Below are 23,763 nucleotides of genomic sequence, written 5' to 3'. Positions count from 1 at the left end.
CATGCGTGAAGTCGCTACTGTTTCTGTCATTGGTTTAGGCTATATCGGCCTGCCCACGTCCGCGATTTTTGCCAAACAGGGCATGCAAGTTATCGGCGTCGACGTTAACCAGCAAGCTGTTGATACGATTAACAATGGTGATATTCATATCGTTGAACCAGGGTTACGTGATGTGGTGGCCAGTGCGGTAAAAAGCGGCTTGTTGCGGGCGACGACCCAACCGGAACCCGCCGATGCTTTTGTCATGGCGGTACCTACGCCATTTACTGACGACAAAACCGCTGATCTGTCCTATATCGAGGCGGCGGCCAAAAGCCTGGCCCCTGCATTACGCGCAGGTAACCTGATCATTTTAGAGTCCACCTCGCCGGTCGGCACCACCGAACAGCTGGAGCGGTGGTTGCAGGATGCGCGTCCGGATTTAACTTTCCCTGCCACCCATGGTGATGCAGCAGACATTCAACTGGCGTACTGCCCCGAACGCGTGCTGCCCGGCAAGGTCATGGAAGAGCTGGTCAACAATGACCGGGTGATTGGCGGGCTTTCCCCTAAGGCCAGCAAACAAGCGGCTGAGCTCTATAAAGTCTTCTTAAAAGGTGATTGCTTACTTACCAACGCCCGTACGGCGGAAATGGCAAAGTTAACTGAGAACAGCTTCCGCGATGTCAACATCGCCTTTGCCAACGAGCTGTCACTGGTCTGCGATGAACTCGGGATCAACGTCTGGGACTTGATTCGGTTGGCCAACCACCATCCGCGGGTGAATATTCTGCAGCCCGGCCCCGGCGTCGGCGGCCACTGTATTGCGGTTGATCCCTGGTTTATTGTCAGTTCAGCGCCTGAGCAAGCCCGTCTGATCCGCACCGCACGCGAAGTCAACGACCACAAACCCAACTGGGTGATTAACAAGGTTAAAGCAAAAGTTGCCAGCTTAGATAAGCCGCCAGCAGAACTGACCATTGCCTGTTTGGGCTTGGCTTTTAAAGCCAATATCGACGACTTACGTGAAAGTCCGGCGCTGTCAATTGCGCAGCAGCTCGCCAATAGTCATCCCGGCCGTACCCTGGTGGTCGAACCCAATATTAAGCGTCTGCCCGAACACTTTGCCAGTGCTGAGCTAAGCGAACTTACCAGTGCTCTGGAACAGGCGGACGTCATTGTCTTGCTGGTTGATCATGAGCCTTTTAAAGCCATTACCCGGGCCCAGCTTGACGGTAAAGTCTGGGTCGATACCAAAGGGCTCATCGACGGATGATTCATATCATCGCCACCGCAGTGAAGTCCGGTAAGGGCGGTATCAGTACTGCGTTGATTGGCTTTTGTGAGTCCGATATTCTTAATACCACGGGCGTCAATATCATTGAGTCGCACAATGAACAGCGCTCTCGTGCGGCCAGCTTCCGTGAAGCCGTGCGCCGCATTCGCACCGAAGTTAAGCCTGGTGACGTGGTCTGGTTGCATTGCGCCCGCTGGGTCTCCATGGTTCGCAAATATGCATTAGCGCGGGTAGCGAAACGTCAGGGTGCGAAGGTATTTATTCAGTTCCACTCAGCGGTCACTGCAGACTACACGAACACCTTTTATGGCCGTTTTTTGTTGCGCCGACTGTATGCTATTGCAGATGGTGTATGTGTATTAACGAAGTGGTGGCAGCGTCTCCTGACTGACCGTTTAGGTTTTTCCGCTGAGCGTATTCATGTAGTTCCCAACCCCATCGATCAACGCTTCGCCACATTGGCGCAAAACAATCATTACCGCGCGCCCGCGGCAAACGCGGTTCGCTTAATCAGCATGACAAGATTGGTTGAAGGTAAGAATGTCGGTGCTGTTATTGAGGCCATGGCTCATCTACCTTCGCATTTTTTGCTCACCATCGCTGGCGATGGTCCGTTGCGGCAAACACTGGAAAAAAGGACCAACGAGCTAAAGCTTGAGGAGCGGGTCTGCTTTCAGGGCTGGGTTGACTACGATGAGAAGCTTAGCTTACTCCAGCAACATGACATTTTTGTTCTGCCTTCGCAATTTGATTCATTCGGTATGGGCTTTATCGAGGCCATGTCGGCAGGCCTTCCGGTGGTCGCATTACAAACTGGCCCAACAACTGATGTTGTTCCCCATGGCCGCGTTGGCCAACTGGTCGCTAACTGTGACCCACAGCACTTAGCTGAGGCCATTCTCGCCACCCTTGCTGAGCACCAGCGGTTTTCTCTGGAGGCTCGCGATTATGTCGCTGCGACTTACTCGGCCGACACTATTCTGCCAGGTCTATTGCAGTTCTTCAGACGGTCCCGCTGAAGTTAGCAGTGCTTGAAACCGCCGTTCTACAAAAGGTATCGCAGCGGTACTAATGTGTACAGAATCACCAAAGTAAGACCATTGTTCACCACTGAAGATACAACTTTCCTGGCAAAAAATATCCTCTGGATGAATGACTTTTACATTAGCTAAGCTACTGAACTGAGTGAAAAAGTCGCGCCCCTGCTCAAGCCGCCCGGGATGCGCAAATTTTAGCATCTCGAGTTGCTCCTGATAGCGCTCTGGAGTAATTAACATGCGACTTCGAATGCCACCCGTACCTTCAATAATTGGATGCATCCCTACGACTATCACCTGTTCGGACATTTGCTGAAAGTGTTCGACGGTGTTGCTGAGTAACGACTGCCAGCGATCGAACAGATTGGTCGCATTCGGTGAGTAGTTCTTCACGTCAGCATCATAGCCTTGCCAGGCTTGCGAAATCACCACATGCTCATAATGCGTGTCTAAAGAGTAGAGCTTGTCGCGCAGATCATCACAAGAAATAGATGCGATTTGATCCGCATAATCCGCGCCTTTCAGCAGCACGCACATGCCGCGCGTGACAAGTTCTATTTGTGATTTTTCATAGCCCAGCGCCAGCGCCATCGGCTCCACATACTGCTGCATGACGGAGTCGCCAACAAAGAGTATTTTGCCCTGCGGCGGCGTATCAACCTGCCAGCCTTCGCTAAATTGCTGGTGGAAAGGCATCCTATGGGCGCCATCTATGGTTGCTGCGTAAGGATTCAGCCATTCAAACCGCTGTGGAAAACCATCGGTTTTCGCCACACCAAAGCCTAACATCGCAAACACCGGCAGCGTCATCACCAGTCCCGTCACCGTCACCCGCTTCTTCATGACACTGCCACGACTGGTCATTCGGCGTATCGGCGTTTCAATGTACTGATAAGTCAACCAGGCCAGCGTTCCTGTGACCAGCGTGACCAGCGCAAACAACGTCCAGGGTGCCAGCTCAATCGTCGACAGATGCAAAAATGAAATCATCGGTTGGTGATAAAGATACAGTGGGTATGAAATCAGCCCTACCACTACCATGAGTTTATGGGATAGGAACTTGTTCAACAGCGAGTCGCTGGGGAACGCTATCAACAACGCAGTGCCGATACAGGGCAGCAGTGCGTTGACACCAGGGAATACCGAATGTTTATCCAGCGTGATAATTGGGACAATAATAAACACCAGGCCCAATGCTCCCAGTAGACTGCGAACACCGTTAGCAATGACCTGAGGATCATAGCGTTGCAGCAGCATTGCCGTTAGCGCACCGATCAGTAATTCAAACGCCCGATAATGGGGCAGGAAGTAGCTGGCTGGTGTTTGTTGTTGTGCAGCAAGTTCAGAGGCAATCAGTGACGCAAGCAGCAGCACGACTGTGGTCGCCATCAGCCAACGCGGTTTAAATCTGTACACCAGCAGCAGCACCACCGGCCAGACGACATAAAACTGCTCTTCCACCCCTAACGACCAAAGGTGAATCAGCGGTTGATTCGCAACCCCTGAGGCAAAGTAATCATCGCCGGCAGCAAAAAATAAATTTGCTGCACCTAACGCACTAAAAAAGGTTTGTTTGCCTAAATGGTTAAACCCGTAGTTATGGTAAAAAACAAATCCCAGGCACAAGACGACGAAGAGGGTTATTGCTAACGCGGGCAATAACCGGGAAATACGGCGCTTATAAAAGTTCGCAAATGAGAAGCGTTGTTGCTGCATTTCCTGGGTAAGCAGTGTGGTGATCAGATAACCGCTAATGACGAAAAACACATCGACGCCGATAAAGCCACCAGCAAAAGTTGTTATCTCTGCATGAAAAGCGATGACCACGAGCACCGCAATAGCTCTCAATCCATCGATATCACCGCGATACTTCACGTCGCCTCCGGTTCTTCGCGCTGCACAAAAATAAGCCCATTAAATACGCCCCAAAGAATGCCAAGCATTCCCGACGCCCAGATATGACCACTCATTAAACTTAAAAGAATCAAAACCAAATTCACCAAAACGATAACCGGTGGATAAAATGCGCTACTGCGTATCGAACGAAATGCCAGAAAGTTCATGAGGAAAATAGCGCACACAACAATACTTACCCCCACCACACCGAACCAGATAAATATATCTATCGGATCGATCTCGGCGGCATAGAAGATGGTTTCGAAATGGGTGATGCCGGACGCTCCGATACCCCAGATGTAATCGCCGATTGACGCATAGCTTTCAAAATGATCGAGCAATAGCTCAGCTTTCTCATCACGCCCGGAAACAATTAGTGTGAGCCAGCCTTTTTCATTAATTATCCAAACGAACCTATCCCACAGGCCAATACGGGTCAAAAGTGATTCGATAAACAAAATGACCGCAGTGGTGATCACTACGAAAGGCCCGAGTAAGGCGATTTTTAGTTTCGTGAGTTTAAATAAGTTAGCGCGCTCATTCAGCAATGGAACGAGGAACACCAGCATCAGTGAGGCCAACATTGCGGTTTTTGTTGCGATGGCAGCGCCAAAGTAGAGTGTCGACAGCGCGACCAGCACATAACGGCGCTTCGATTGGGTCATCCACACATAATGTAAAACGAAACCGTATAATAAAACAAAGCAGGCACTTAGCTCATTCCCAGCAACATAAAATCCGTTCACGCCGATCCCCGGTTGTCCGGCTGTACCTCCGTAGGAGGGCCAGCCAAACCCGAGCTTGCCAAGCACCAGGTTAAAAATAACGGCGCCAAAATTGCTGAATAGAATAGTAGGTAGCCAGTTGCGCAGCAGTTCGGGATAGATACGCTGCAAAATATAAGCGTACGAAAAAATCACGATGGGTGTAACGAGCTTTAATGCGTAACTAAAGTCATCGAAGTAATACTTGGTTTGGCCAAAACTTAAAAACGACTGCGTGGGTCCGATCATCAGAATCAGAATCAGCGTCAGGAAAATGAGTAGCAGTTTAGGTGAGTAACTGCCTATGTTGACGAACACCAGCGCCAATATAAGCAGCTTGAATAGCATCGAAAGACCTGTCACCCCGACGCCATAGTATACGCTTATGCCCGTTAGGGTATCGACCCAAAGCAGGCATGCCATGGCCAACAGTATCAGGTGATTCAGGTTGAACGACACGAGACGCTCATGTCGTTCCATCGAGCGTATGAACGCAAACATTTGGCTAGTCTTTCTTTAGTCGATGCTTTAAACCCAACGCAGATGCAATGATGACGCCTAACAAGCCGCCGAAGATCAAGCCAATAATGCCAATCAAGGTGCGCTTCGGATGGCTGCTGCTCTCGGGTAAAATGGCCGGTGCGAGGGTCTCGAAGGCGTACTCAGATTTAACCTCAACCAACATGTCGTTTTTAATCTGTTCCTCGAGCAGCGTCGCAAAGACATCTCGCATAAAGATAAAATCCGTTTTCTCAACAGCATTTTCTAAGTATTGGATACTTTCACTTGCTTCTTTGGCACTGCGCAAGCGATAAAACGCATTCAGTTCATCAATGAGCCAGGTTGCCCACTGCTGAGCAACGTGGGGCGATACATGATCAATGTTAAGTTTCAGCATGTTTTTATTGAACAGAATAGTGACTTGCATCGCCTCTAAAAACAGACCGTAGAGTTGCCACTCCGTCGGCTCGCGTACCACCCAGCTGCCGGTGCTTGCATCATAGAGCTCCGGGTCATAAATGGTGGTGTTGGTTGATTCATCCCAGCCGGTTGCAGCGTAGAGCTCCGGCTTAATCTCATATTTATCGATAAATCCCTGCAAGAACGAGCGAGACCTAATGAGCTCTTCCACTTGCTCGAGGCGCAACTTAGCCGAGTCACCGCCGCCAAGACCCGCTAAACCTACCAGACCGCCGAGGGAATCGCCAAGACCCGACAATGACGGACCACTTTGTGAATTCGGCACAATAGTGATCACTTCCGAGCGGTAAATATTTGGCATCGTTAAAGAGTAGAGATAGGCGCCTGCACCAACGACAAGCGCAATAACAATGATTAGAATCTTCCGACTCCATAATAAAGCGATAAACGAACTTAAATGGATCACATCATCTGGCTTGTTGGTCGTTGTCATTTCTGTCACTTGTCGTTGTGTTAATTATCAGGGATGTTAGCGCGTGATTAGTATAGCCTGAACCTGTGCCTCACTTCACTATTCTATTAGGATAAGAACCAGCAAAGAGGACCAGCAAAGAGTTCAATCATATTGCGGTTCATAGTAAACTACCGCGAACTTTAATGAAACCTGGAACATCCTTACTCCATTGCAAGGGACGGTATGAGTCAAAGTACTGCAGTTGACGAGAAAAAGAACTCGGTCATCCTTACCAGCAACCTATTTTCTCCTCATATCGGGGGGGTTGAGAATTCGCTGCTGTATTTGGCCAAAGCCTATCAGGAAATGGGTTATGAGCCGCGCATACTGACGTCCAATATACCTCGCGCCGGGCAAGCTCCGTTAGCTTTGTCGGAGTCCGTAAACGGCACCGCAGTGGAACGCTACGAGGCGCAAGGTAAAGGTATGGCTCCTACTGTGCTTCGTTCGTTTAACAACGCCCTGAAGCTCTACCGCCGCCATAGTGAGACAAATAATGCCAGGTTGTTTGTCTGCCGTTATCACTACAATCAGTTGATCGCCTCACTTGCTGGCGCAAAACCCACGGTTTACTTAGTTCCGGGTGTTATCAAATTTCAAAATGCGCCAAAATATCAGCAGTCTGCTGGCCTTCGCTACCGGCTTCGCTGGTACTATCATCACTTCATGCAACTCGCTGCACTCAAGCGCGCAACCCACGTCGCGGTGTTTAGTAAAAATATGGCTGCGCAGCTGCGCCAAATCGGTTTTAAAGGAACGATCCATCTCACCAAGCCTGGGGTCGACCTTGAACGCTTCAAACCATTACCTAGTGAGGAGAAGCGAGAAAGGCGCATCGATTTAGGCCTTACTGCGAATCCGAACGCTCATGTGTTCTTATGTGTTGGACGATGTGTTGGCGTGAAAGGTTTCCATTTAGCGATCGACGCGCTGGCAACAGGTCCTGAAAACGGTGAACTATGGATTGTTGGCGATGGCGCCGACATGGCTGAACTGAAAGAGCAGAGCAGGAAATTGCAGCTTGAGCACCGCATCAAGTTTATTGGCGCGACGCAAACAACAGAAACCTATTACAGTCTGGCCGACACCTTTGTTCATTCGTCTTTATACGAACCATTGGGTCAGACAGTACTGGAAGCACTCGCCAGCGGCCTGCCCATTATCGCTTTTGAAGCAGATGATGCGACGGGCGTAAATACTGCAAGTCGAGATTTGATGAACGATTCGCACTGCGTTTTTGTAGCAGAGCCAGCACCGGTAAGTTTAGCGAATGCCATGCGTGACATGGCGGCGCTTGATCAGGTCAGTTATGAAAGCCGCTCCGCATTAAACCGAAAGCACGCGGAAGCTACTTTTTCATGGCAAAAGCTGGCCCAGGATTTACTGGCAATTGCGAATGTAAAAGACCTGCCTTAAGAACTACGGCCTCCAGAACCTTTCTGCGCAACATCAGTAAAAAAACTCACGCCCATAGGTCTTGCTGCTTTCTTGATGTTTGAATAAGCAAAAAAAACGCTCCCGAAGGAGCGTTTTATCTTAACGATTTTCAATGTTAATAGTAGTCGAAACTAGCTATTAATCGATGAGGTCGTTACCACGGTAGAAGTCGCGGTCTGTACGTACTGAATCGTTCTGTACCCAACCACGGTCTGAACCGTTGACGTTGTACGCAGAGTAGATCGATACGTTAGTCGGATAGTCCGCTACGTTAATCGTCAGCGACAGGAAGCGGGTACTGTTTAACAGACCCAGGTTGAACAGTCCTTCACGGATGTCACCAGCGATTGCTGTTACGCCTGGGTTTGCCAGCGCGTCCAGTTCGAAGGTGTGTGTAGTACCATCTTCTTCCATAGCTTCGACCCAGATGATGCGATTAACATCATTGTTCTCTGGAGCATCACCGTCTTCACCAACTGCATCGTCAAATGCCGGATCACGTGAGTCATTAGTCACGTAGATGATCTGGCTGATTGGCGTGATTTCGCCAGAGGTAGACTGAGCGCTGTAAGGCATGTAAGGAATGTGCGTTACAGAACCGTTAACAGTCCACATACCAGCGTCTACTGGACCCAGTGAAGTTTCACCTTCATACGGGCTAGACATCAACACGCCGTCTTCTGGGAAATCTACATCGTCTGTAGTACCTGAGTCAGAGTATTGACCAGTCGTGTGTTCCCAGTTAACAACCGCAGATAGTGAGAACTCACCGTCTTGCTTAGGATTGTTAAATGAGTTAGCGACTGCTGCTAAGTCATAAACCACTTCAACCAGTTGATCAGCATTGTCACAGCGGAAGTTCATTTCGCTTGAATTATGACTCACATACGAACAGGTGTTCGTGGTAGCCGCACCGAAGTAGGTTTCAGCACCAGCTGGGTTTGCGCTGTCAATCCAACCGAACATGTTGTCACCAGACAAGGTGAACAGAATCTTCTCACCAGCATCCTGATCGACTTGAACAACGAAGTCCCAAGCACCGGCGTTATCGTCAGCTGGGGTACCATCATCAGGGTTCGACGTGGTTACGACCAGGAATTCGCCGTCGTCTTCATTGTAGTTGTTACCATGAGACATACCAGCTGTACGGAATGTACGGCGGTAATCCCAAACGTCCAACTCGCCACTGTATTCTTTTTCAACAACTAATTCGAACTGTGGACCCATTTTGAACAACTGAGTGTTGTCAGTCATAGGAGCAGTTACAGTATCGAACGGCCAAGGGTTAGTGGTTGTTGGCCATGGCTGGCTGTCGATGCGCGAGAAAGTATCAAACATGACACCGTCTTGAGCTACAACAACAGGTGCGCTGAAGTTCAAGCGACCGAAGTTCAAATCAATACCGTAAGTGGTGTCGTTCGACGCTGTTACCTGATCACCGTAAACGTTAGTTACACGGTAAATAAGAACAGTGTTGCCGTCGTTGTCAGATGTTTGCGCAACGTAGTCCACGGTGATGCCTTTGTTCACATCTTCCGAGTCGCCATCATCGTTGTAACCGCCAGCAGGTGCTGGGTAGGTATTACCATCGTTGTCGAAGTCGCCCTCATCTAGCTGCTCAGCATAACCAACGGTCAGTTGGTTAGGAGCGCCGCCGATGTAAGCACCATCTTCGAAACGCAAGTAAATGTAATCACCTTCTTTGTATTCGTCATTGAGGGTGATAACGACATCTTTCGACAAGATTTCTTCCATGCTAGACATGAATTCATCTGTCGCGTAAGTAGTATCTGTGAGAGAGACGTCTGCAGCCATCGCTCCCGTGCTAGCGCCGGCAATTGCCAAAGCTACTAGCGAACGTTTAAACATGTTTGTCATGATGTTCTCCAATTTCATGAAATAAGAGCTTCCAGCTAATAATCAAGCCTTCACTCCTGTAGTTATCAAATTGACCTCGTAGAACTCAGTCGCTTCGATTTGTATTGAACTTCAATCTTTAAAGAGGTTGCAGGTTAAGCAACGCGGTGATTAAACACGTCACATAACACACTCTTAAAAAACTAAGGTTCAAAATACTCGGTTGACTCCATAGCAGAGTCCCTTAAATGCTTTGCTGTTGAGGTGATTCGTTATGGTTATTTTGTACATCCATATATACTCAACATTTTTGCAAAGTTGCTAGCAAGATTAGTCGTTAACTGAGATGGTTGTCAAGCCATCGGCAATGGTTTTTCGTATTTCTTCCCACTGCTCCGTACGCTCTACGATTCTTGCTGTAATGAAAATCACCAGCTCGGTTTTTTCTTTGGACTCTTTTTCCGATTTAAATAAATTACCAAGGATCGGAATATCGCCCATCAACGGAACTTTACTGTCACCGCTTGAGGTATTTTCTGAGATCAAACCGCCTAATAAGATGGTCTGCCCGCTCTGTGCCACCACTTCAGTCTGGATGGCGCGCTCGAAAATACTAGGGTTCCCCGCAACGGATGGACCCGTGGGTGAAGTGTTCGATATGGTTTGATTAATTTGCAGTACCACCAGGCCCTGCGCGTTGATGGTCGGCGTGACCGTCAACTGCACACCCGTTTGCCGGTATTCCACCGACTGCGTCTGGCTTTCCAGATTTGGCGTGAAGGTTGTTGAGCCGACCGTTGGGATGTTGTTACCGACGTTAATTGAAGCAGCCACGCCGTCTCGCACCACCAGTGTTGGATTGGATAACACATTCACCAGGTTTGAGCTTTGTTGCAGGTTGGCGATGAAGCGATCAAAGCCATCAACCCAGCTTAAACGGAAACCGCCAATGTCCTGTGCACCAAGTGTACCTAGGGTGCCACCGCTAAAATTGCCGTTGCGGAACGCAAACTCAAAGCCTTGAGCAAATTCATCGGTCAAGGTCACTTCGGCAATGGTTGCGTCCAGCACAATCTGCTTCGGCATGATATCCAGCCGTCGAATAACGGGGAGTAACGCCTTATAATCGCCGCCGGTCGTGTAGAAAATGATTGAGTTAGAGCGCTCATCCACCGTCATCCGCATGTTTTCGTTGCCGGCTGACATGCCCTGAGCTCCCTGCCCGGTCGCCCCGCCGCGCGGATTCGTTTGTTGCGCTGACTGCGTATCCCGGGAGGTATTGCCACCCATGGCGTTACTGCTACCTAACAGGTTGCCGATTGAGGTTCCTAAATCCGATGCCCGCGCGTACCGCGGGTGATAGATGTAATAGCCTTTCTCCGGACCTTTACTGGGTTGGTCGATCTGCTGCGTCCAGTAGCGTGCACGATCCAGCACTTCCTCGTTCGAGGCAAACATGGCCACCGCACCTAACTGACTTACCGGTACGGTTAATACCGCAACGCCGAGTCCAGCTTGCCGGCCAATACTGATACCTTCGGCTTCCATCAACTCTTTTAGCTGATCGATATAATCCATCGGCGAGAGATAGGTCAGTTCGACCATAGCCACATGACGGCCGCGGTTGGCGGGCACATCCAGTAAGTGAACTAAATCAAGAAAACGAATAATTTCGGCGCGCGAGCCTTCGGCGAAAAATGCGTTTTGCACCTGATCAGCCGATATTTGCACACTGGACAGGTTTTTTAAGGTCCGTTCCAATGATGCCTTCATACCAAACTTAAGTGGCACCACCTGCATAATCTTTTGTGCGGTATCAGGCACGTCCTGGTAGCGGCGGCCAAAACCTATCACGACATCGGTGCGAGCTTCGCTGCGCGGATAGATGAAATAGGTGCCATCTCGTAATGAAACATCGAGGCCATTATCGAGCAGTAATTGACGCGACAAAGAAAACAGCTCACGCGAGCTGACACTATTGGATAAATTAAGTGTAACCTTTTGTTTTAAATCGTCTTGTGTCGCAATTACATAGTTGGTTTTTAACGCGGTACCGAACACAGTCTCGATAAAGTTGCGGATCGGCAACTCGTTTGCGCTCAGGGAATGGGTATCGGTGGTGCTAAACTCTTTGGCCGGATCGCTGTCATTGCGTTTCAAATAGTTGTCATAATCCATTGAACGCAGGCGCTCGAAGCCCTTGGTTTCAAGACGAGCTTCCTCACTTGCCTCATTGTCCGCATAGTTGGTGTCATCCGCTTCAAGGCGCTTTGGATTGACCTGTAAAGGCTCAGGCGTCTGCGCACAGCCAACGACGCTGCAGGCAGTGAGCACTGCGAAAAAGTAGTTAAGGTGCGTTCGGCTCATAATTTCCTCGTTTATCCTACGGCGTTAATAGTCGAACACCGGAATCGTTACAGCTTCGTCTTCACCACCTGTAAAGGTGACGCTATTGACGCTAATTTTGCTAACCGTGTAGCCGTTCAGTTTGAAACCTTCGCTGATTTCAATGATCTCGATTTGGCGGTTTTCTATCTGCTGGGTATCAATTAACGCGACCCGTGCGCCATTTGGGGCTGCGTTACCTGTTGCGGTATAAACGCCTCTGACCCGTACGCGCATGTCACCTAAATTTACGCCGCCATCAAGCAATGCTACTTTTGCTTCATTGGCTTGAGTTACCTGCTCTTCTTGTTGTCGTTTTTCTGCTTCTGCACTGCGCCGTTGCAACCAGCTTTTCACCGCAGCGCTCGGCTGGACTGATTCAAACTCAATAGCAACTCCGGCCATGGGATCAAATTCTCGGGCACTCGCCTCATTTGCAACATAAACCCGCTGGCTGAAATCAATAACACAGATGATCACCAGTACCGCTGCGATCAGTTTTACGCTTGTTGGGAGCTGCTGCCAAGCTTTCATGACGCCCCTCCCTGTTCACGCACTGCCACTTGCAAGATCATCGTAAGCTCATGCACAGCGCCGCGACGACGTTGCGAGGGTCTTAGCTCAATGCTTTGCTGACGCACAAATGGCATCTGTTCCATTAAAGAAAGTTGCGCCCTGGCGACATTTTCAAGCGAACCGACGATATTAACTTTGGCATTTAAGGTTGCAATACCAGCGCCTTGACTCTGTAGCCCAGTCATCCAGTTAAACTCATCGATGGTCACATTGTTGCCGCGCAGCAGGGTTTCCAGCTGACTCTGCATTTGAATCTGCAAGAGGGTGGTTTCAGTGGCGACAGGTAGACTGGTAACAATAGCATCGCGCTGCTCAATGGCCATTTGGTGCGCGGAGATCACTTGCTCGGCATGCTCGAGGAGCTGTTCACTGCGCTGCACCTGCCCCTGGGTCAGGGCAAGTTCAGTATTCAGGTTGTTTTGCCAGGTTAGAATGGGTTTGACGACGAACTGTAACGCTGCCAAAAACGCAGCGACGATGAGGAGTTGCCGTTGTGAGCTGGTCATTGGCCGCCTCCTTGCTGCAGCAGGGATAAGTCTATGCGAAACCGCTGTTGCCCGCTGCCACCACGCACCGGAGTCGCAAATTCAGCTTTTTCGACTTGTGGCAGGGCATGTAAGGTCTTCAATAATTCCAGGGCGCTTTCGGTCTGACCGCCGACACTGAGTTGTTTGCCATCGCCTTGCATAAACGACAGGCTGACCTGATGCTGTTCGATGACCGCGAAGACTTCCCAGAAACCGTTAATAGTGTCAGCATTCACGTACACCTGACTGAGCTGTGCGATGCTTTCACTAACGCTTGCCAATTCATTTTGCCGGGTGAGCAGCTCACTGACTTCGGGAGTGATGGCTTCGAGTTTATGATTCAGCCAACTGCGCTCCAGCATTAAATAACCACTACTTAGGGCTAAATATATCCCGCCAATAGCAGCGATAACAGCGAGAGTCGGTTGCCAGGCAAAGGTTGTATTGCTCGCGGATTTTTGCCAGCCCTGGCGCCAATAATGACTGCCAAGTTTGCTGACGCCACGCGTGATAAGTGGCCCAAGCTGTGCATCATTAATTGCTGTGACCGAGTTACTGCTTGGACTCCCCAGCGCCAGCTGCGCACGCTGAGCGTCACGCATCATGCTCGAGCGCACAGCGGTTTGCCACTGCTGCTCTTGGTTGAAGAGAAAGTAGCAATGCTCACCGCTCTCTATCTGGTAGAAGCCTTCAGTTAAGGCGGCGCTAAGCACCAGCGATTCCGGTAACACAACAAAAGCTCTACTCAGCAGCGCCTGCCCCTCGTCACTTAGGGTCAGCGTCAGGACGCGACGCTGGCCGTCTTGCCAGGGACCGATAAAATGCTGTTGACTGGAGTTTGCTGCTTTTTGCTTGAGGACTTTTCTTAAACCGCTGAACGAGCGGATAGTGAAGGACTGCCAACTTTCCTGATAAAAACTGCGCGCCAGCACCAGACAAGCTACCCGACGTTTGGGGGGCGCCGAGGGCTTAGTGTTCTGACCCTGAAACCACTGGCCTTGTTGATTGACACGCCACACCAATGCCGCCGTACTGCCGTATAGCTTATGCCGGAGCGTTAGTTTGGTGTTCGTAGAAGTTGCAGCTGCCATGTCGTTATTGTTGTACTTATTTGTTGTACTTATTATTGAACATGCTGAAAATGTTTGGCATGCAAACGCAGAGGAATCGGGTGTCGCGAACGGTAGTCAATGCGCCGGTATAACTGCAACCCTTCAGGCTCTGCGGTGATGCGCATACGTTGCTGCCTACCTGGGAAAATATCACTATTCAAAGCATCGCGTAACTCGATGAACTCTTGTAGCATTCCAACAGCATTCTCGTTACTTTTTCTTAATGCTTGGATAGTATCAGCTTGCCCTTGGGTTAGCAATATAGCCAGAACCTCGTCTGGCGACCATGCAGGATTCAGCACATCGGCGAACAAAGTCGTATACGGCTCTATCAGTTCTACGTCTTGCATGTCCCAATGCTCAAGATGAGCCAGATCGGAAAATGATTGGAAAAATAGTTGCCCCGGCTCCTGAATCCAGTTTCGTAATTCAGTAATCATAAGGTCTACTCGAGTTGAGTTGACACCAAGATTTAATAACAACTGTCTTAATTTGACCGTTTCGAAATTAACATTCAGCAAACTGCCTTCATTTTGCATTTGCACTGTTACTCTCGAGCCCAGCGGCCGATAAGCTACCCGCTCGGGAAGTCTAAGCGTTTGCGGGTAATTATAAAAATTGATGCCAGCCAGCGGGTGATCTGGCTGATTGCGGGCAATTAACCAGTCATTACTTAACAGCAAAGCATCGACATAGTTCGCGCTCGACTCCAAAGCGAGCTGCAATTCGGCTTGATCTTGCATCGCCTGCGCACGTTCGATTGACGACCGCGTCTGTTGACTCATGACCAATAGCAATACCGAGATGATGGCAACCATCAGCAGTACCTGGAATAGCGCCATCCCTTGCTGCTTATGCATCACGGGTATACCTCGACAATGCGGACTCGACTGCATCTGGTACTTCTATGAACCAGCGAAAGCCGTTCAGGTTGACCTCAATGCCTTGCGGATGCAAAACCCGTTGCATGCCATCGTACTCACTGAACCATTCAAGGCTGTATTGCTCCGGCCCTTCAGCGGAAACCGTTTGGTTACGCTGTGTTAGTGACTGGAAACCAAAATAGCGAAACTCGATCTGTTCGAGATTGTCGTAAAGTATACGCCGGAAGTTAAAGGGGAGTTCCTGGCTGGCATTCCGTAAGTAGACAGCTGTCAGCACGGCTTCCTCGTAAACTAAACGAAAGCCGCCATCGCCATTGGGTTCTCTGAATAATCGGTAGACCGACGAGGCGTTAGGATTCTGTACGCTAATATGCGAAACAGCGGTAAAACCTTCATCACGACCCAGAAAGTAGAAACCTAAGCGCTCGTTATCATCGTAAACCGCCTTCGAGTAGGTATTGCGGGTCACTTTTTGTACCAAGGTTGCCAAATGGTGGCGTTCACCAGAGTCCTGAGCGATACCTTTATTGCGCTGCCAGTTCTGGCTGAAATAATCGAACGCGAGCGCGCCACTGATCATCAGCAGTGACAGCAACACCATGGCGATGAGTGTTTCAACTAAGGTGAAGCCGCTTGACGAAGGTTTTCGTCCCATACCAACTCCTCATAGTTAAAGGTTCGTTTAGTACTGCCATAGAGCATAGTTAAAGTAACTGCGTAAAGCCGGTAGCGCGGCGCATACTGACTGTAACCACCTGTCGCATCTTCGAAAAAAGGAGCTGGGCGCAGGTAGTCAACCAGCTCGGCTTGCCAGCTAATCTCAACAGCCTGGCTATAAAGATCGCGACCGACTGTTTCACCTTGGTGCTGCAAGCTGTACTTGATATTGCTACGCACGGTATCGAGCTGGGTCAGAATATGGGTGACCTCTGCCGCCTTCACCGAATTCTGCATATTGTTCTGAAATGCCATCACGCCGGTGACCACCGTTGCGAATAAAATAGTCATCGCCACCAGGATTTCGATCAAGGTAAAGCCGCTAGTCGCGCGTCGCATTGCTCACCTCCTCGCCAAGCTCGATCAGAGTCATGTTCAGTTCCCGCCCGAGCTCACGCTCGCCTTCCTGCCAACGCAGGTTAGCTGGTGTCCAGAACCCATTCCGGTTCAGCGCCAACCGCTGCCCTGGAAAACTCAGATAGTCGAACTCCACCACCTCGCCCCCGCTCTGTTGCAAGTTATCCACAAAGGGCAGCCCTTTCTTATCCACAGAGGGCTGCCCTTTCTGGATAAGTAGTTGGTTGGTGTGGGTGGTGAGGGTGTAGGCTTGGTTTTGGCTGTAGGCCTGAAATTGATAGTGGTCGAGCAGGCGCAGCAGTGCTTCGCGTTCGGCGGTGGCTTTGCTGCGGTCGTACTGGCTTAGGGCGACGGGGCCGATGAGGCTGGCGGCAATGCCAATAATCACCAGCACCACCAATAACTCGATAAGGGTGAAGCCGCGATAAAGCTTATCGGCAGCAGCGCGCATCATATAGGCATGTCTGTGACGGCGGAAATACTCAGCATCATAATGACCACTATGGTGCCGACCACAGCTCCCATGAACAAGATAAGGGCAGGTTCGAGCAAGCTGGTAAAACGCGTCACCCAGCTATAGAAAGTACGACGTGAGCGATCTGCGATCTCGCCAAATACCCGCGCCAGCTCGCCACTTTCTTCGCCAATGCTCAACAGTGCGGCGAAGTACGGTGGGTACAAGCGTGACTCACTCAAACATTCAGCCAGGCTTTCGCCGCGGTTAACACGCTCAGCGGCACGACGCACTTCCGCTCGCAAGGATTCGGTACGTAAGGTTTTGGCCGCGAGCTTCATGCTGCGGTCGATGGCTACGCCGGCGCTTAACATGACATGCAAGGCTGCATTAAAGCGGATCCGTTCAACCAATAAGTTGGCACCGGACACCACCGGCAAGCGCTCGCGACACCAGGTACCTAAGGCTTGCACCCAGGGCTGGTCACGGTAATGCCACAGAGCAAAGCCACCACCAATCAAGCCTAACGCCAGCCACAACTGGTAGTTGAGGAAGAACTCACTAACGGCCAACAAGGCAATGGTATACCCAGGTAAATTTTCCTGGTCCTGAAACAAGGTGGTTAAATTCGGGACGACGAAATTAAAAATGAAAACGATGGCAGCAATACATACCGTCAGAATAACTGCGGGGTAGACCAGCGCTTGTTTGATTTTCTCGCGCAGCTCCATTTGGTAATGCAGCTCGTCAGCAAGGCGCTGGAAAGTTGCCGCTAGCTCGCCGGTTTCTTCGGCAATCTGCACCAGCCCCACATAAAGCGAGCTAAAAACCGGAAATGCCGCCAGGCTGTCTGAGAGCTTGTGGCCCTGCTTCAGTTGTTGCAGCACGTTTTGCAACATATCGCGTAATGCCGGTTTTTCGACATTGTGCAAGAGGATCTCTAAGCCTTTATCAACGCGCAGGCCAGAGGTAAGCAGTAAACTGATTTCGGCAGTAAAGAACTCAACATCGCTGATGTTAAGACCGCGCTCGCCAAAGACGTTAGCATTGAGTCCTGTCGAGGCTTCCTTGATGTCGGCGACCAGCAGTTGCTGGCTTTCCAGGCGGGCTTTGGCCGTGGTCATATCGACCGCGTCAATGCGGCCTTTCTGCTCAACGCCACTGGTGTTATAGGCGACGTAAGTGAACAGAGCCATTAGCCTGCAACCCTCACCACTTCAGCTAACGTGGTTTCGCCACGAAGGGCTTTTAGAACGCCATCTTCGAGCAGGTTACGGTAACCACGTTCACGGTTCAGCCGGCGGGCTTTGGTCAGAAATTCGGCGTCACCAAGTAACGCGGTAAGTTGCTCATCACAGCGCATGTACTCGATGAGTGCGACCCGGCCTTTGTAACCGGTATTGGCACATTGGTCGCAGCCAACTGCTTTGTGTAAGGCTGGCGTCACCGCAAAGCGTTCCTGCAACCAGTCCATTTTCATGTTGCGGAAGTTCGCTTCAGCGTCAGGATCAGGCTGTTTACAGTGCGGACACAGCTTACGTGCCAAACGTTGCCCAACAATGACTTTAATCGCTGCCGATAACAGGAATTCTTCTACGCCTAAGTCTAACAACCGTGTATAAGCACTGGCGGCATCATTGGTGTGCAAGGTACTAAATACCAGATGCCCTGTTAATGCTGATTGCAGCGCAATACCTGCTGTTTCGGCATCACGGATCTCACCGACCATAATGATGTCGGGGTCTTGTCGTACGACCGAGCGCAGCGCGTTAGCGAAGGTAAAACCGATGTCACTTTGCACGTGGACCTGATTGATGCCGTCGAGTTGATACTCCACGGGATCTTCGATGGTAATAATTTTGACGTCAGGCTCATTGCGGCGCGATAAAAACGAGTACAAGCTGGTGGTTTTACCCGAGCCCGTTGGACCGGTCAGCAGAATAACCCCAGAGGTCGCCTGAATGTCGCGCAGCAATTCAGCTTCAACATCTGGCTCAATACCCAGGGTCTTCACATCATAGGCGAGGTTATCTTGTAGCAAGAAGCGCATCACCACGCTCTCGCCCTCACCCACTGGCAATGCCGAAACCCGCACGTCCACGTTGAGACCATCGATACGCAATTCTATTTTGCCATCCTGGGGCCGCCGCTTTTCGGCAATATCCATGCTCGACAGTAATTTCAGTCGGGTGACTACGGGCAGCACCATGTGCATGGGAATAAAATCGGCTTCGTGCAAGACGCCATCAATACGATAGCGAACCCGCCCTTTGCCCTTCCAGGGCTCGATGTGCATGTCTGACGCACGGCGCCGCAGTGCTTTGGCGATAAGATTATTAAGTAGGTTGACCGTGGGCGCCTCAGACGCGAGTTCACGCAGACGGTCTTCTTCGAGCATGGTCAGACCGGCATCTTCGCTCGGTCCCTCACTTTCCTGCTGCCAGCGATTCTTAAGCTGGTTGTAAACATCATCACCCACCACCACCAACTGCAGGTCCAGCGCACCAAGATTGGCAACAAACTCAAGCAAGGCTGGCTGACTGGGATTGGTACATACGACTTTAAGAAGCGGTTGGTCGGGACTGTAGGCGATGGGGACACATTGCTGGGCGACCGCTTTACTGGCGAGTTCTGCTGGCAGTTGTTCATGCAGCTGAGTCCAGTGCTCGTCGTCGTCGAGCAAGGCTTGTTGCTTGTTTTCGTCAAGTAGCTGAAGTTCATAAACCTCAGCGTAATAGGCAGGTAAGTATTCTGAGCTCAACGCGCCCATGCGCACCAATATCTGCTCCAGCTGTCCGCCATTGCGGCTCTGGAATTGCAACGCTTTGGTCAGATCATCCTGATTGACCCGAAAGCGTTCGGTAAACAGCTGGGACACGTTGGCTACACTCATTGTAAATAGATGTCTGCGTTATTTTCTTCACCGCCTTCGCGGCCATCAGCTCCATACGACAATAAAGTAAAAGGAGCACCATCGTCACCCGGCATACGGTAAACATAGTCGTTGCCCCAAGGATCAGGCGGCACGTCCTTGGGGAAGTATGGGCCCTGCCAATTCGGCTCATCGCCCTTTAACAGATCATCCAGACTTTCAGGATAACGACCCATGTCCAGTCGGTAGGTACTTAACGAGGTTTCCAGCATCTTCATCTGGGTTTCTGCTGTTTTAATTTTTGATGAATCAACTTTGCCGAACATTTGCGGTGCCACCAGACTGGCCAACAACCCCAAAATCACAATAACGATTAACAGCTCGATTAAAGTAAAACCACGCTGCCTAGCTACTTGCGCACAAGCTTTCATCTGCTACTCCATTATTCTTTATAATAAGGACTGCGAAGGTCCGTTGCATGGAACAATTGCACCCTGCGACCGAGCATCTGGCCACCATCACGCGTCAGCGGAGTCCAGCCAATAAAACCACGATTCGGGCTATGTTCAGTTTGTAGGATGTCAATCGGGAAGCTTATGTAAAAGCCTTTGGTAAAGCTTCCTTCACCATACTCGCGAGAAGAAACATTGGTCTTCGCCGCGTAAGCACCAACTATGACACCACTTTTAAACTTATGCTCAACATTTAACTGCAGACCGTTGTCTTGTGCAAGGAATTTACCGTATGCAGCTTTAATTAATGTGTTTGGCATAAAGCGCGGCTCGTAATAGCCAGTGATGTGACCGGTAAAGGTATCGTAGTCGAGGAAGCCCGTATGACTTTCGTAGTCACGCTGTTTCACCCAGTTCAAGTCGACGCCAACGGCCCAGTTACTATCGAGCTCGCGATACAGCAGTTCGGTTCCGACACCCCCAAACATGCGCTCGAGGTACCCGCCGTACACGCTGGTATAAACGTTTGGTGCCAACTGGTTCACGTGGCTGACTTGCAAATTGTCCAACCAGATATCGCTAAAGGTCACATATTCACGTACATAAGTGCGTACGCGTGGTAGCGGTGACCGGTAAGAATCGACTAAGAAATTGAAGTCATCAAAATTGGTCATCAGGTTACCGCTGACGGTACCAGTGACGAAGGTACCCGGGCCAATGTTCATCGATGCATTTAAGTCCAGGCCAAGCTGGTACATGTAAAAGTTTTCAGGGTTACCAAAACTCTGATCTAAAAACGGTCGGATACTGAAGCGTGGCCAGCCGCGTTTATACTGTGCTTCGTAGAAGCCTTCTTCTTCGACTTGCTCTAAATCGACGTTTTTGCGAGTGAAGGCTTGCTCAAGTTCGGTGCTTAAATCCAGATTCTGAATGGCCGTGCGCGCAACCTCCAGGTCAATTTTGGTGGCATTAAGCTGAATTTGATCATGCTGTTCGACCACTTCTACAAACTTATAGTCTTTCGGCAGACGCTGCTCTGCGACTCGGGCAACCTGGCGAATACCTTCCTGCGAATCACGGTAATAGAGCTGCTGTCCATACACCCTTAAGGTGTCAACATCTTCACTGTTTTCTGAGCGATCATGCTGCATTTCACGCACTGCCAGACCACCAAAGGTATAGAAATCTCTGGCCATACGCGATAAACGACGCTTGTCATCCTGGCTCTCCGCCCGGCTGAGCGCTGTTGTCGTATTTGGGGTTGGCACCCGGCGATTAGCAGTCTTTACCTGGCCCAGACTATTTAAATCAATCTGGCCTGAGAAGCCAAACATCAATGTATTACCGCGTTCGTAACTAAGCTTTAAGGTCCAATGATCGTTGACCTTATAATCAGCACCAACATTCCATGCCGAGTCCACTTGCAGTTGATTCAGGTAACGTTCACGGCTGTAATCGTTGCCGTCGTACTCAGCTTTTAACACCAATGGGTCAAATGGCGTCTGGTATTGAAAGCCGCCAAAAACTGCTGCATCCCCGCGAAACCATTTATCCGTTTCAAAGCGGCCACCGCGACCACTGTAGCCACCTGTCCGCTCGCAGAACTTATCTGAAACTTCACAAAACGGGTTACTGATATTGTCGCGCCGCCCCATGTAGCCCCAACCTATGCCCAGGGTGACATCAAGTGGTCCAAATTGTTTGCTGGCGACAACATATTCGCTCGCAAAAATTCCGGTTCCGGCGAGATCTCGCCAACCTACCGCAACTTGCGGAAGCCAGTAGCTCTCTTCCAGGAGCCGGGCTTTTACATCAAAACCTTTATCTTTACCGGTTTGGTCGCCGCTAAATTCAGGATTGCCACTGTAGGTTATTGGACGAATATCATTATAGCGGATGGTGGTTTCGAGCCAGGGGAAAAGCTGGATACTTAGCGCCAGTCGGCGATATTCCTCATTGTCGTAATAGAGCCCAGATAGGGTTCCGTAATCAGCGAAGCGGGCGGTTGGCATCTGCATCAGGCCGACACCACCGAAATCTGATTGACTGGCGTATTGATCGGCGTTTGCGTCTGAGCTTGGCAACATTGCGCACAGGCTAACGCTGACGGCAATAGCAACAGTGCTCCACGAATATTTCGGCGTCGATACATCATTCATGATTGCGGGTTCCAATAGCTTAATAGGGCGCTAAGCTGCGCGTTAACGAGCTGCCAGTCATCATCCAAAGCGCTCAGGTCAAGGCCAACAAAAATAATCCCATGCACTGGAGGCATCGCTTTGGCATCGTTGAAATAGGCGACCGTGGTCGTTCGGCTCAGGCCGGTTAGCGACACCAATGTCACCTCTGCAAGGCCATTATGATCAGCCAAAATACCGGCTTTATCTAATACCTCACGCACGGTCTCGTGCTGAGCAAAGGGTAACTTTTGTATGCCTTTAGGGCTGACCACAGTCACCTGCCAGGCGCCAAGATCTTGCGGCGGCAATAGTCGCATATCACCTTGTGGCAGCAACGGATTTGCTTGTAAATTGGCGACGGCATCGGTAAAGCTGCTGAACAAACTCTTGCGTTCGACATTCACGCCGCTCTGAACTTCAAGACTGTCATCAATCTTGGTCACGCCAACCCACTCCGCACCCAACAATGGCCAGTTCGGAATTTGTTCCATATAGGCCTGCGCAGCTCGTGCCAGCGATTCATCACCTTCAACCCTGGCCGATAAGGAAACCTCGCGTAACTTTTCCAGCACATAGCGCCGGCGCTCAGCAATTTTCTCGGTTTGCGCGACAGAAATTAAGCGGCTGCTCGGCCAATAAGCACTTGGTCGAAGTTCTGCCGCTTGATACAGATTCAACAAGCGCGGTTGCTCTTCAAAACCAACAACACTGTCACCGATCACCACCTGTGTCACCGGCTTAGCTTCAGACTGTGCATAGACAGTTCCGACGCCAATAGTATTTGCAGCAAACACCGTAAAGCTGGCGAGCAAAGCGGTTGTCAAAAAACCGCGGAAACTTGGCTTGCTCATTTTAAGTCTCCATCGAAAGGCTTCATCTCACGCCAGGTCACATAGCCAATCGCAGGCGAAACCCATTGGTGCGCATAAACTACGCGTCCATTGACGGCGTAGAACTCATTTCTAAATTCAACTTCATCTGCTTTCCCGGCCTCATGAATCACTGTCACCTCAAGCTCTGTGCCATCGGGATGGGTGTAATCGCGTTTTTCACCAAGGCTAAAAGAACTGTTAAGAGTATCGAGGTGAATGTCATTCTCGCCATAGTTACCGGTGATGACTTCACGCTGCCAGACTGTGGCGCATGCGTCACTGGTTTTGCGGGAAAGCTGTTGTACATGGCAATTCAACGGGTCAGCTTGCCAGTTTCTGGTAAAAAGCGTCATGCCCGGAATTCCTGAACTGGTTAAAACTCGTCCGAACCGCGTTGCAATAGCTTCATTGCCACCAGTTTTATAAACCCGCTGTTCACCACTGACGCGATCGAGTACCGCTACAACTTGCGGAAAATTATCCGTTCGGACATAAGCTGCGGCATAAGGGTAATCCGCGACTTCCTCAACGCTGAGTTCGACACCTTTATGGCCGAAAAAAGCTGTTTCTGCAGTGTCCATCATGTTTTTTACGCGGGCACTACAACCACTTAGTACAATTAAGCAAAGTACTGATGAAAGGAGCAATTGAATATTGGTTCGCATATGAGGTT

21 protein-coding genes are annotated in these 23,763 nt (G+C 50.3%); 3 read left to right on the top strand and 18 right to left on the bottom strand.

The window, feature by feature from the left end; all coding sequences use genetic code 11:
* Position 1: 1 nt before the first annotated feature.
* The gene (gene wecC, locus J6J28_RS01950; RefSeq protein ID WP_301719623.1) at positions 2-1,255 is read left to right on the top strand and encodes a UDP-N-acetyl-D-mannosamine dehydrogenase; all 1,254 of its coding nucleotides are present in this window, start codon (positions 2-4) and stop codon (positions 1,253-1,255) included.
* Positions 1,252-2,295, top strand: coding sequence for a glycosyltransferase family 4 protein (locus J6J28_RS01945; RefSeq protein WP_301719621.1), 1,044 nt, complete (start codon positions 1,252-1,254; stop codon positions 2,293-2,295). The genes wecC and J6J28_RS01945 overlap by 4 nt, the downstream gene beginning before the upstream one ends.
* Here J6J28_RS01945 and J6J28_RS01940 read toward each other — a convergent pair.
* The 3 genes from J6J28_RS01940 to J6J28_RS01930 are packed head-to-tail and all read right to left on the bottom strand — an operon-like array spanning position 2,266 to position 6,387.
* The gene (locus J6J28_RS01940; RefSeq protein ID WP_301719618.1) at positions 2,266-4,188 is read right to left on the bottom strand and encodes an acyltransferase family protein; all 1,923 of its coding nucleotides are present in this window, start codon (positions 4,186-4,188) and stop codon (positions 2,266-2,268) included. The two genes, J6J28_RS01945 and J6J28_RS01940, sit on opposite strands and share 30 nt — an antisense overlap.
* On the bottom strand, positions 4,185-5,474 hold the full coding sequence (locus J6J28_RS01935; RefSeq protein WP_301719616.1) for an O-antigen ligase family protein: 1,290 nt from the start codon (positions 5,472-5,474) through the stop codon (positions 4,185-4,187). The genes J6J28_RS01940 and J6J28_RS01935 overlap by 4 nt, the downstream gene beginning before the upstream one ends.
* Before the next feature lie 4 nt (positions 5,475-5,478).
* Positions 5,479-6,387: a Wzz/FepE/Etk N-terminal domain-containing protein gene (locus J6J28_RS01930; protein ID WP_301719614.1), complete on the bottom strand. Its 909-nt coding sequence runs from the start codon at positions 6,385-6,387 to the stop codon at positions 5,479-5,481.
* A 204-nt stretch (positions 6,388-6,591) separates the two neighbouring features.
* Between J6J28_RS01930 and J6J28_RS01925 the strand changes: the two genes are divergently transcribed.
* Entirely contained in the window at positions 6,592-7,824 is a 1,233-nt protein-coding gene (locus J6J28_RS01925; RefSeq protein WP_301719613.1) for a glycosyltransferase family 4 protein, read from the top strand.
* Between the two features lie 159 nt (positions 7,825-7,983).
* Here the strand turns inward: J6J28_RS01925 and J6J28_RS01920 are convergent, their stop codons facing one another.
* The 15 genes from J6J28_RS01920 to J6J28_RS01850 all read right to left on the bottom strand — a co-directional run bounded on the left by J6J28_RS01920 (position 7,984) and on the right by J6J28_RS01850 (position 23,674).
* Complete coding sequence (locus J6J28_RS01920; protein ID WP_301719612.1) at positions 7,984-9,723, bottom strand: hypothetical protein; 1,740 nt, start codon at positions 9,721-9,723, stop codon at positions 7,984-7,986.
* 309 nt (positions 9,724-10,032) lie between these two features.
* Positions 10,033-12,069 carry a type II secretion system protein D gene (locus J6J28_RS01915; RefSeq protein ID WP_301719611.1) on the bottom strand — a complete coding sequence of 679 codons (2,037 nt, stop codon included), beginning with the start codon at positions 12,067-12,069 and terminating at the stop codon, positions 10,033-10,035.
* Between the two features lie 24 nt (positions 12,070-12,093).
* Positions 12,094-12,621, bottom strand: coding sequence for a hypothetical protein (locus tag J6J28_RS01910; protein WP_301719609.1), 528 nt, complete (start codon positions 12,619-12,621; stop codon positions 12,094-12,096).
* Positions 12,618-13,169 (bottom strand): hypothetical protein, encoded by a 552-nt coding sequence (locus J6J28_RS01905; RefSeq protein ID WP_301719607.1) that lies wholly within the window; start codon positions 13,167-13,169, stop codon positions 12,618-12,620. The genes J6J28_RS01910 and J6J28_RS01905 overlap by 4 nt, the downstream gene beginning before the upstream one ends.
* The gene (locus J6J28_RS01900; RefSeq protein WP_301719605.1) at positions 13,166-14,281 is read right to left on the bottom strand and encodes a hypothetical protein; all 1,116 of its coding nucleotides are present in this window, start codon (positions 14,279-14,281) and stop codon (positions 13,166-13,168) included. Before J6J28_RS01900 ends, J6J28_RS01905 begins: the two co-directional genes overlap by 4 nt.
* Positions 14,282-14,313: 32 nt before the next feature.
* Complete coding sequence (locus J6J28_RS01895) at positions 14,314-15,162, bottom strand: hypothetical protein (RefSeq protein WP_301719604.1); 849 nt, start codon at positions 15,160-15,162, stop codon at positions 14,314-14,316.
* Positions 15,155-15,841 (bottom strand): PulJ/GspJ family protein, encoded by a 687-nt coding sequence (locus J6J28_RS01890; protein ID WP_301719602.1) that lies wholly within the window; start codon positions 15,839-15,841, stop codon positions 15,155-15,157. The genes J6J28_RS01895 and J6J28_RS01890 overlap by 8 nt, the downstream gene beginning before the upstream one ends.
* Positions 15,805-16,242: a type II secretion system protein gene (locus J6J28_RS01885; RefSeq protein ID WP_301719600.1), complete on the bottom strand. Its 438-nt coding sequence runs from the start codon at positions 16,240-16,242 to the stop codon at positions 15,805-15,807. Before J6J28_RS01885 ends, J6J28_RS01890 begins: the two co-directional genes overlap by 37 nt.
* Positions 16,226-16,714, bottom strand: a complete 489-nt coding sequence (locus tag J6J28_RS01880; RefSeq protein WP_301719598.1) for a type II secretion system protein — start codon at positions 16,712-16,714, stop codon at positions 16,226-16,228. The genes J6J28_RS01885 and J6J28_RS01880 overlap by 17 nt, the downstream gene beginning before the upstream one ends.
* Positions 16,711-17,910, bottom strand: coding sequence for a type II secretion system F family protein (locus J6J28_RS01875; protein ID WP_301719596.1), 1,200 nt, complete (start codon positions 17,908-17,910; stop codon positions 16,711-16,713). The genes J6J28_RS01880 and J6J28_RS01875 overlap by 4 nt, the downstream gene beginning before the upstream one ends.
* Positions 17,910-19,607, bottom strand: coding sequence for a GspE/PulE family protein (locus tag J6J28_RS01870; RefSeq protein WP_301719594.1), 1,698 nt, complete (start codon positions 19,605-19,607; stop codon positions 17,910-17,912). Before J6J28_RS01870 ends, J6J28_RS01875 begins: the two co-directional genes overlap by 1 nt.
* The gene (gene gspG / locus J6J28_RS01865) at positions 19,604-20,017 is read right to left on the bottom strand and encodes a type II secretion system major pseudopilin GspG (protein WP_301719593.1); all 414 of its coding nucleotides are present in this window, start codon (positions 20,015-20,017) and stop codon (positions 19,604-19,606) included. Before gspG ends, J6J28_RS01870 begins: the two co-directional genes overlap by 4 nt.
* A gap of 11 nt (positions 20,018-20,028) precedes the next feature.
* Positions 20,029-22,197, bottom strand: coding sequence for a YjbH domain-containing protein (locus J6J28_RS01860; RefSeq protein ID WP_301719592.1), 2,169 nt, complete (start codon positions 22,195-22,197; stop codon positions 20,029-20,031).
* Entirely contained in the window at positions 22,194-23,069 is an 876-nt protein-coding gene (locus tag J6J28_RS01855; RefSeq protein ID WP_301719591.1) for a capsule biosynthesis GfcC D2 domain-containing protein, read from the bottom strand. The genes J6J28_RS01860 and J6J28_RS01855 overlap by 4 nt, the downstream gene beginning before the upstream one ends.
* On the bottom strand, positions 23,066-23,674 hold the full coding sequence (locus J6J28_RS01850) for a YjbF family lipoprotein (RefSeq protein WP_301719590.1): 609 nt from the start codon (positions 23,672-23,674) through the stop codon (positions 23,066-23,068). Before J6J28_RS01850 ends, J6J28_RS01855 begins: the two co-directional genes overlap by 4 nt.
* Positions 23,675-23,763 lie beyond the last annotated feature (89 nt).

It is taken from the genome of Pseudidiomarina terrestris, assembly GCF_030466375.1.
GTDB lineage: Bacteria > Pseudomonadota > Gammaproteobacteria > Enterobacterales > Alteromonadaceae > Pseudidiomarina > Pseudidiomarina terrestris.
This window is presented reverse-complemented; position numbering and strand designations above follow the sequence as displayed.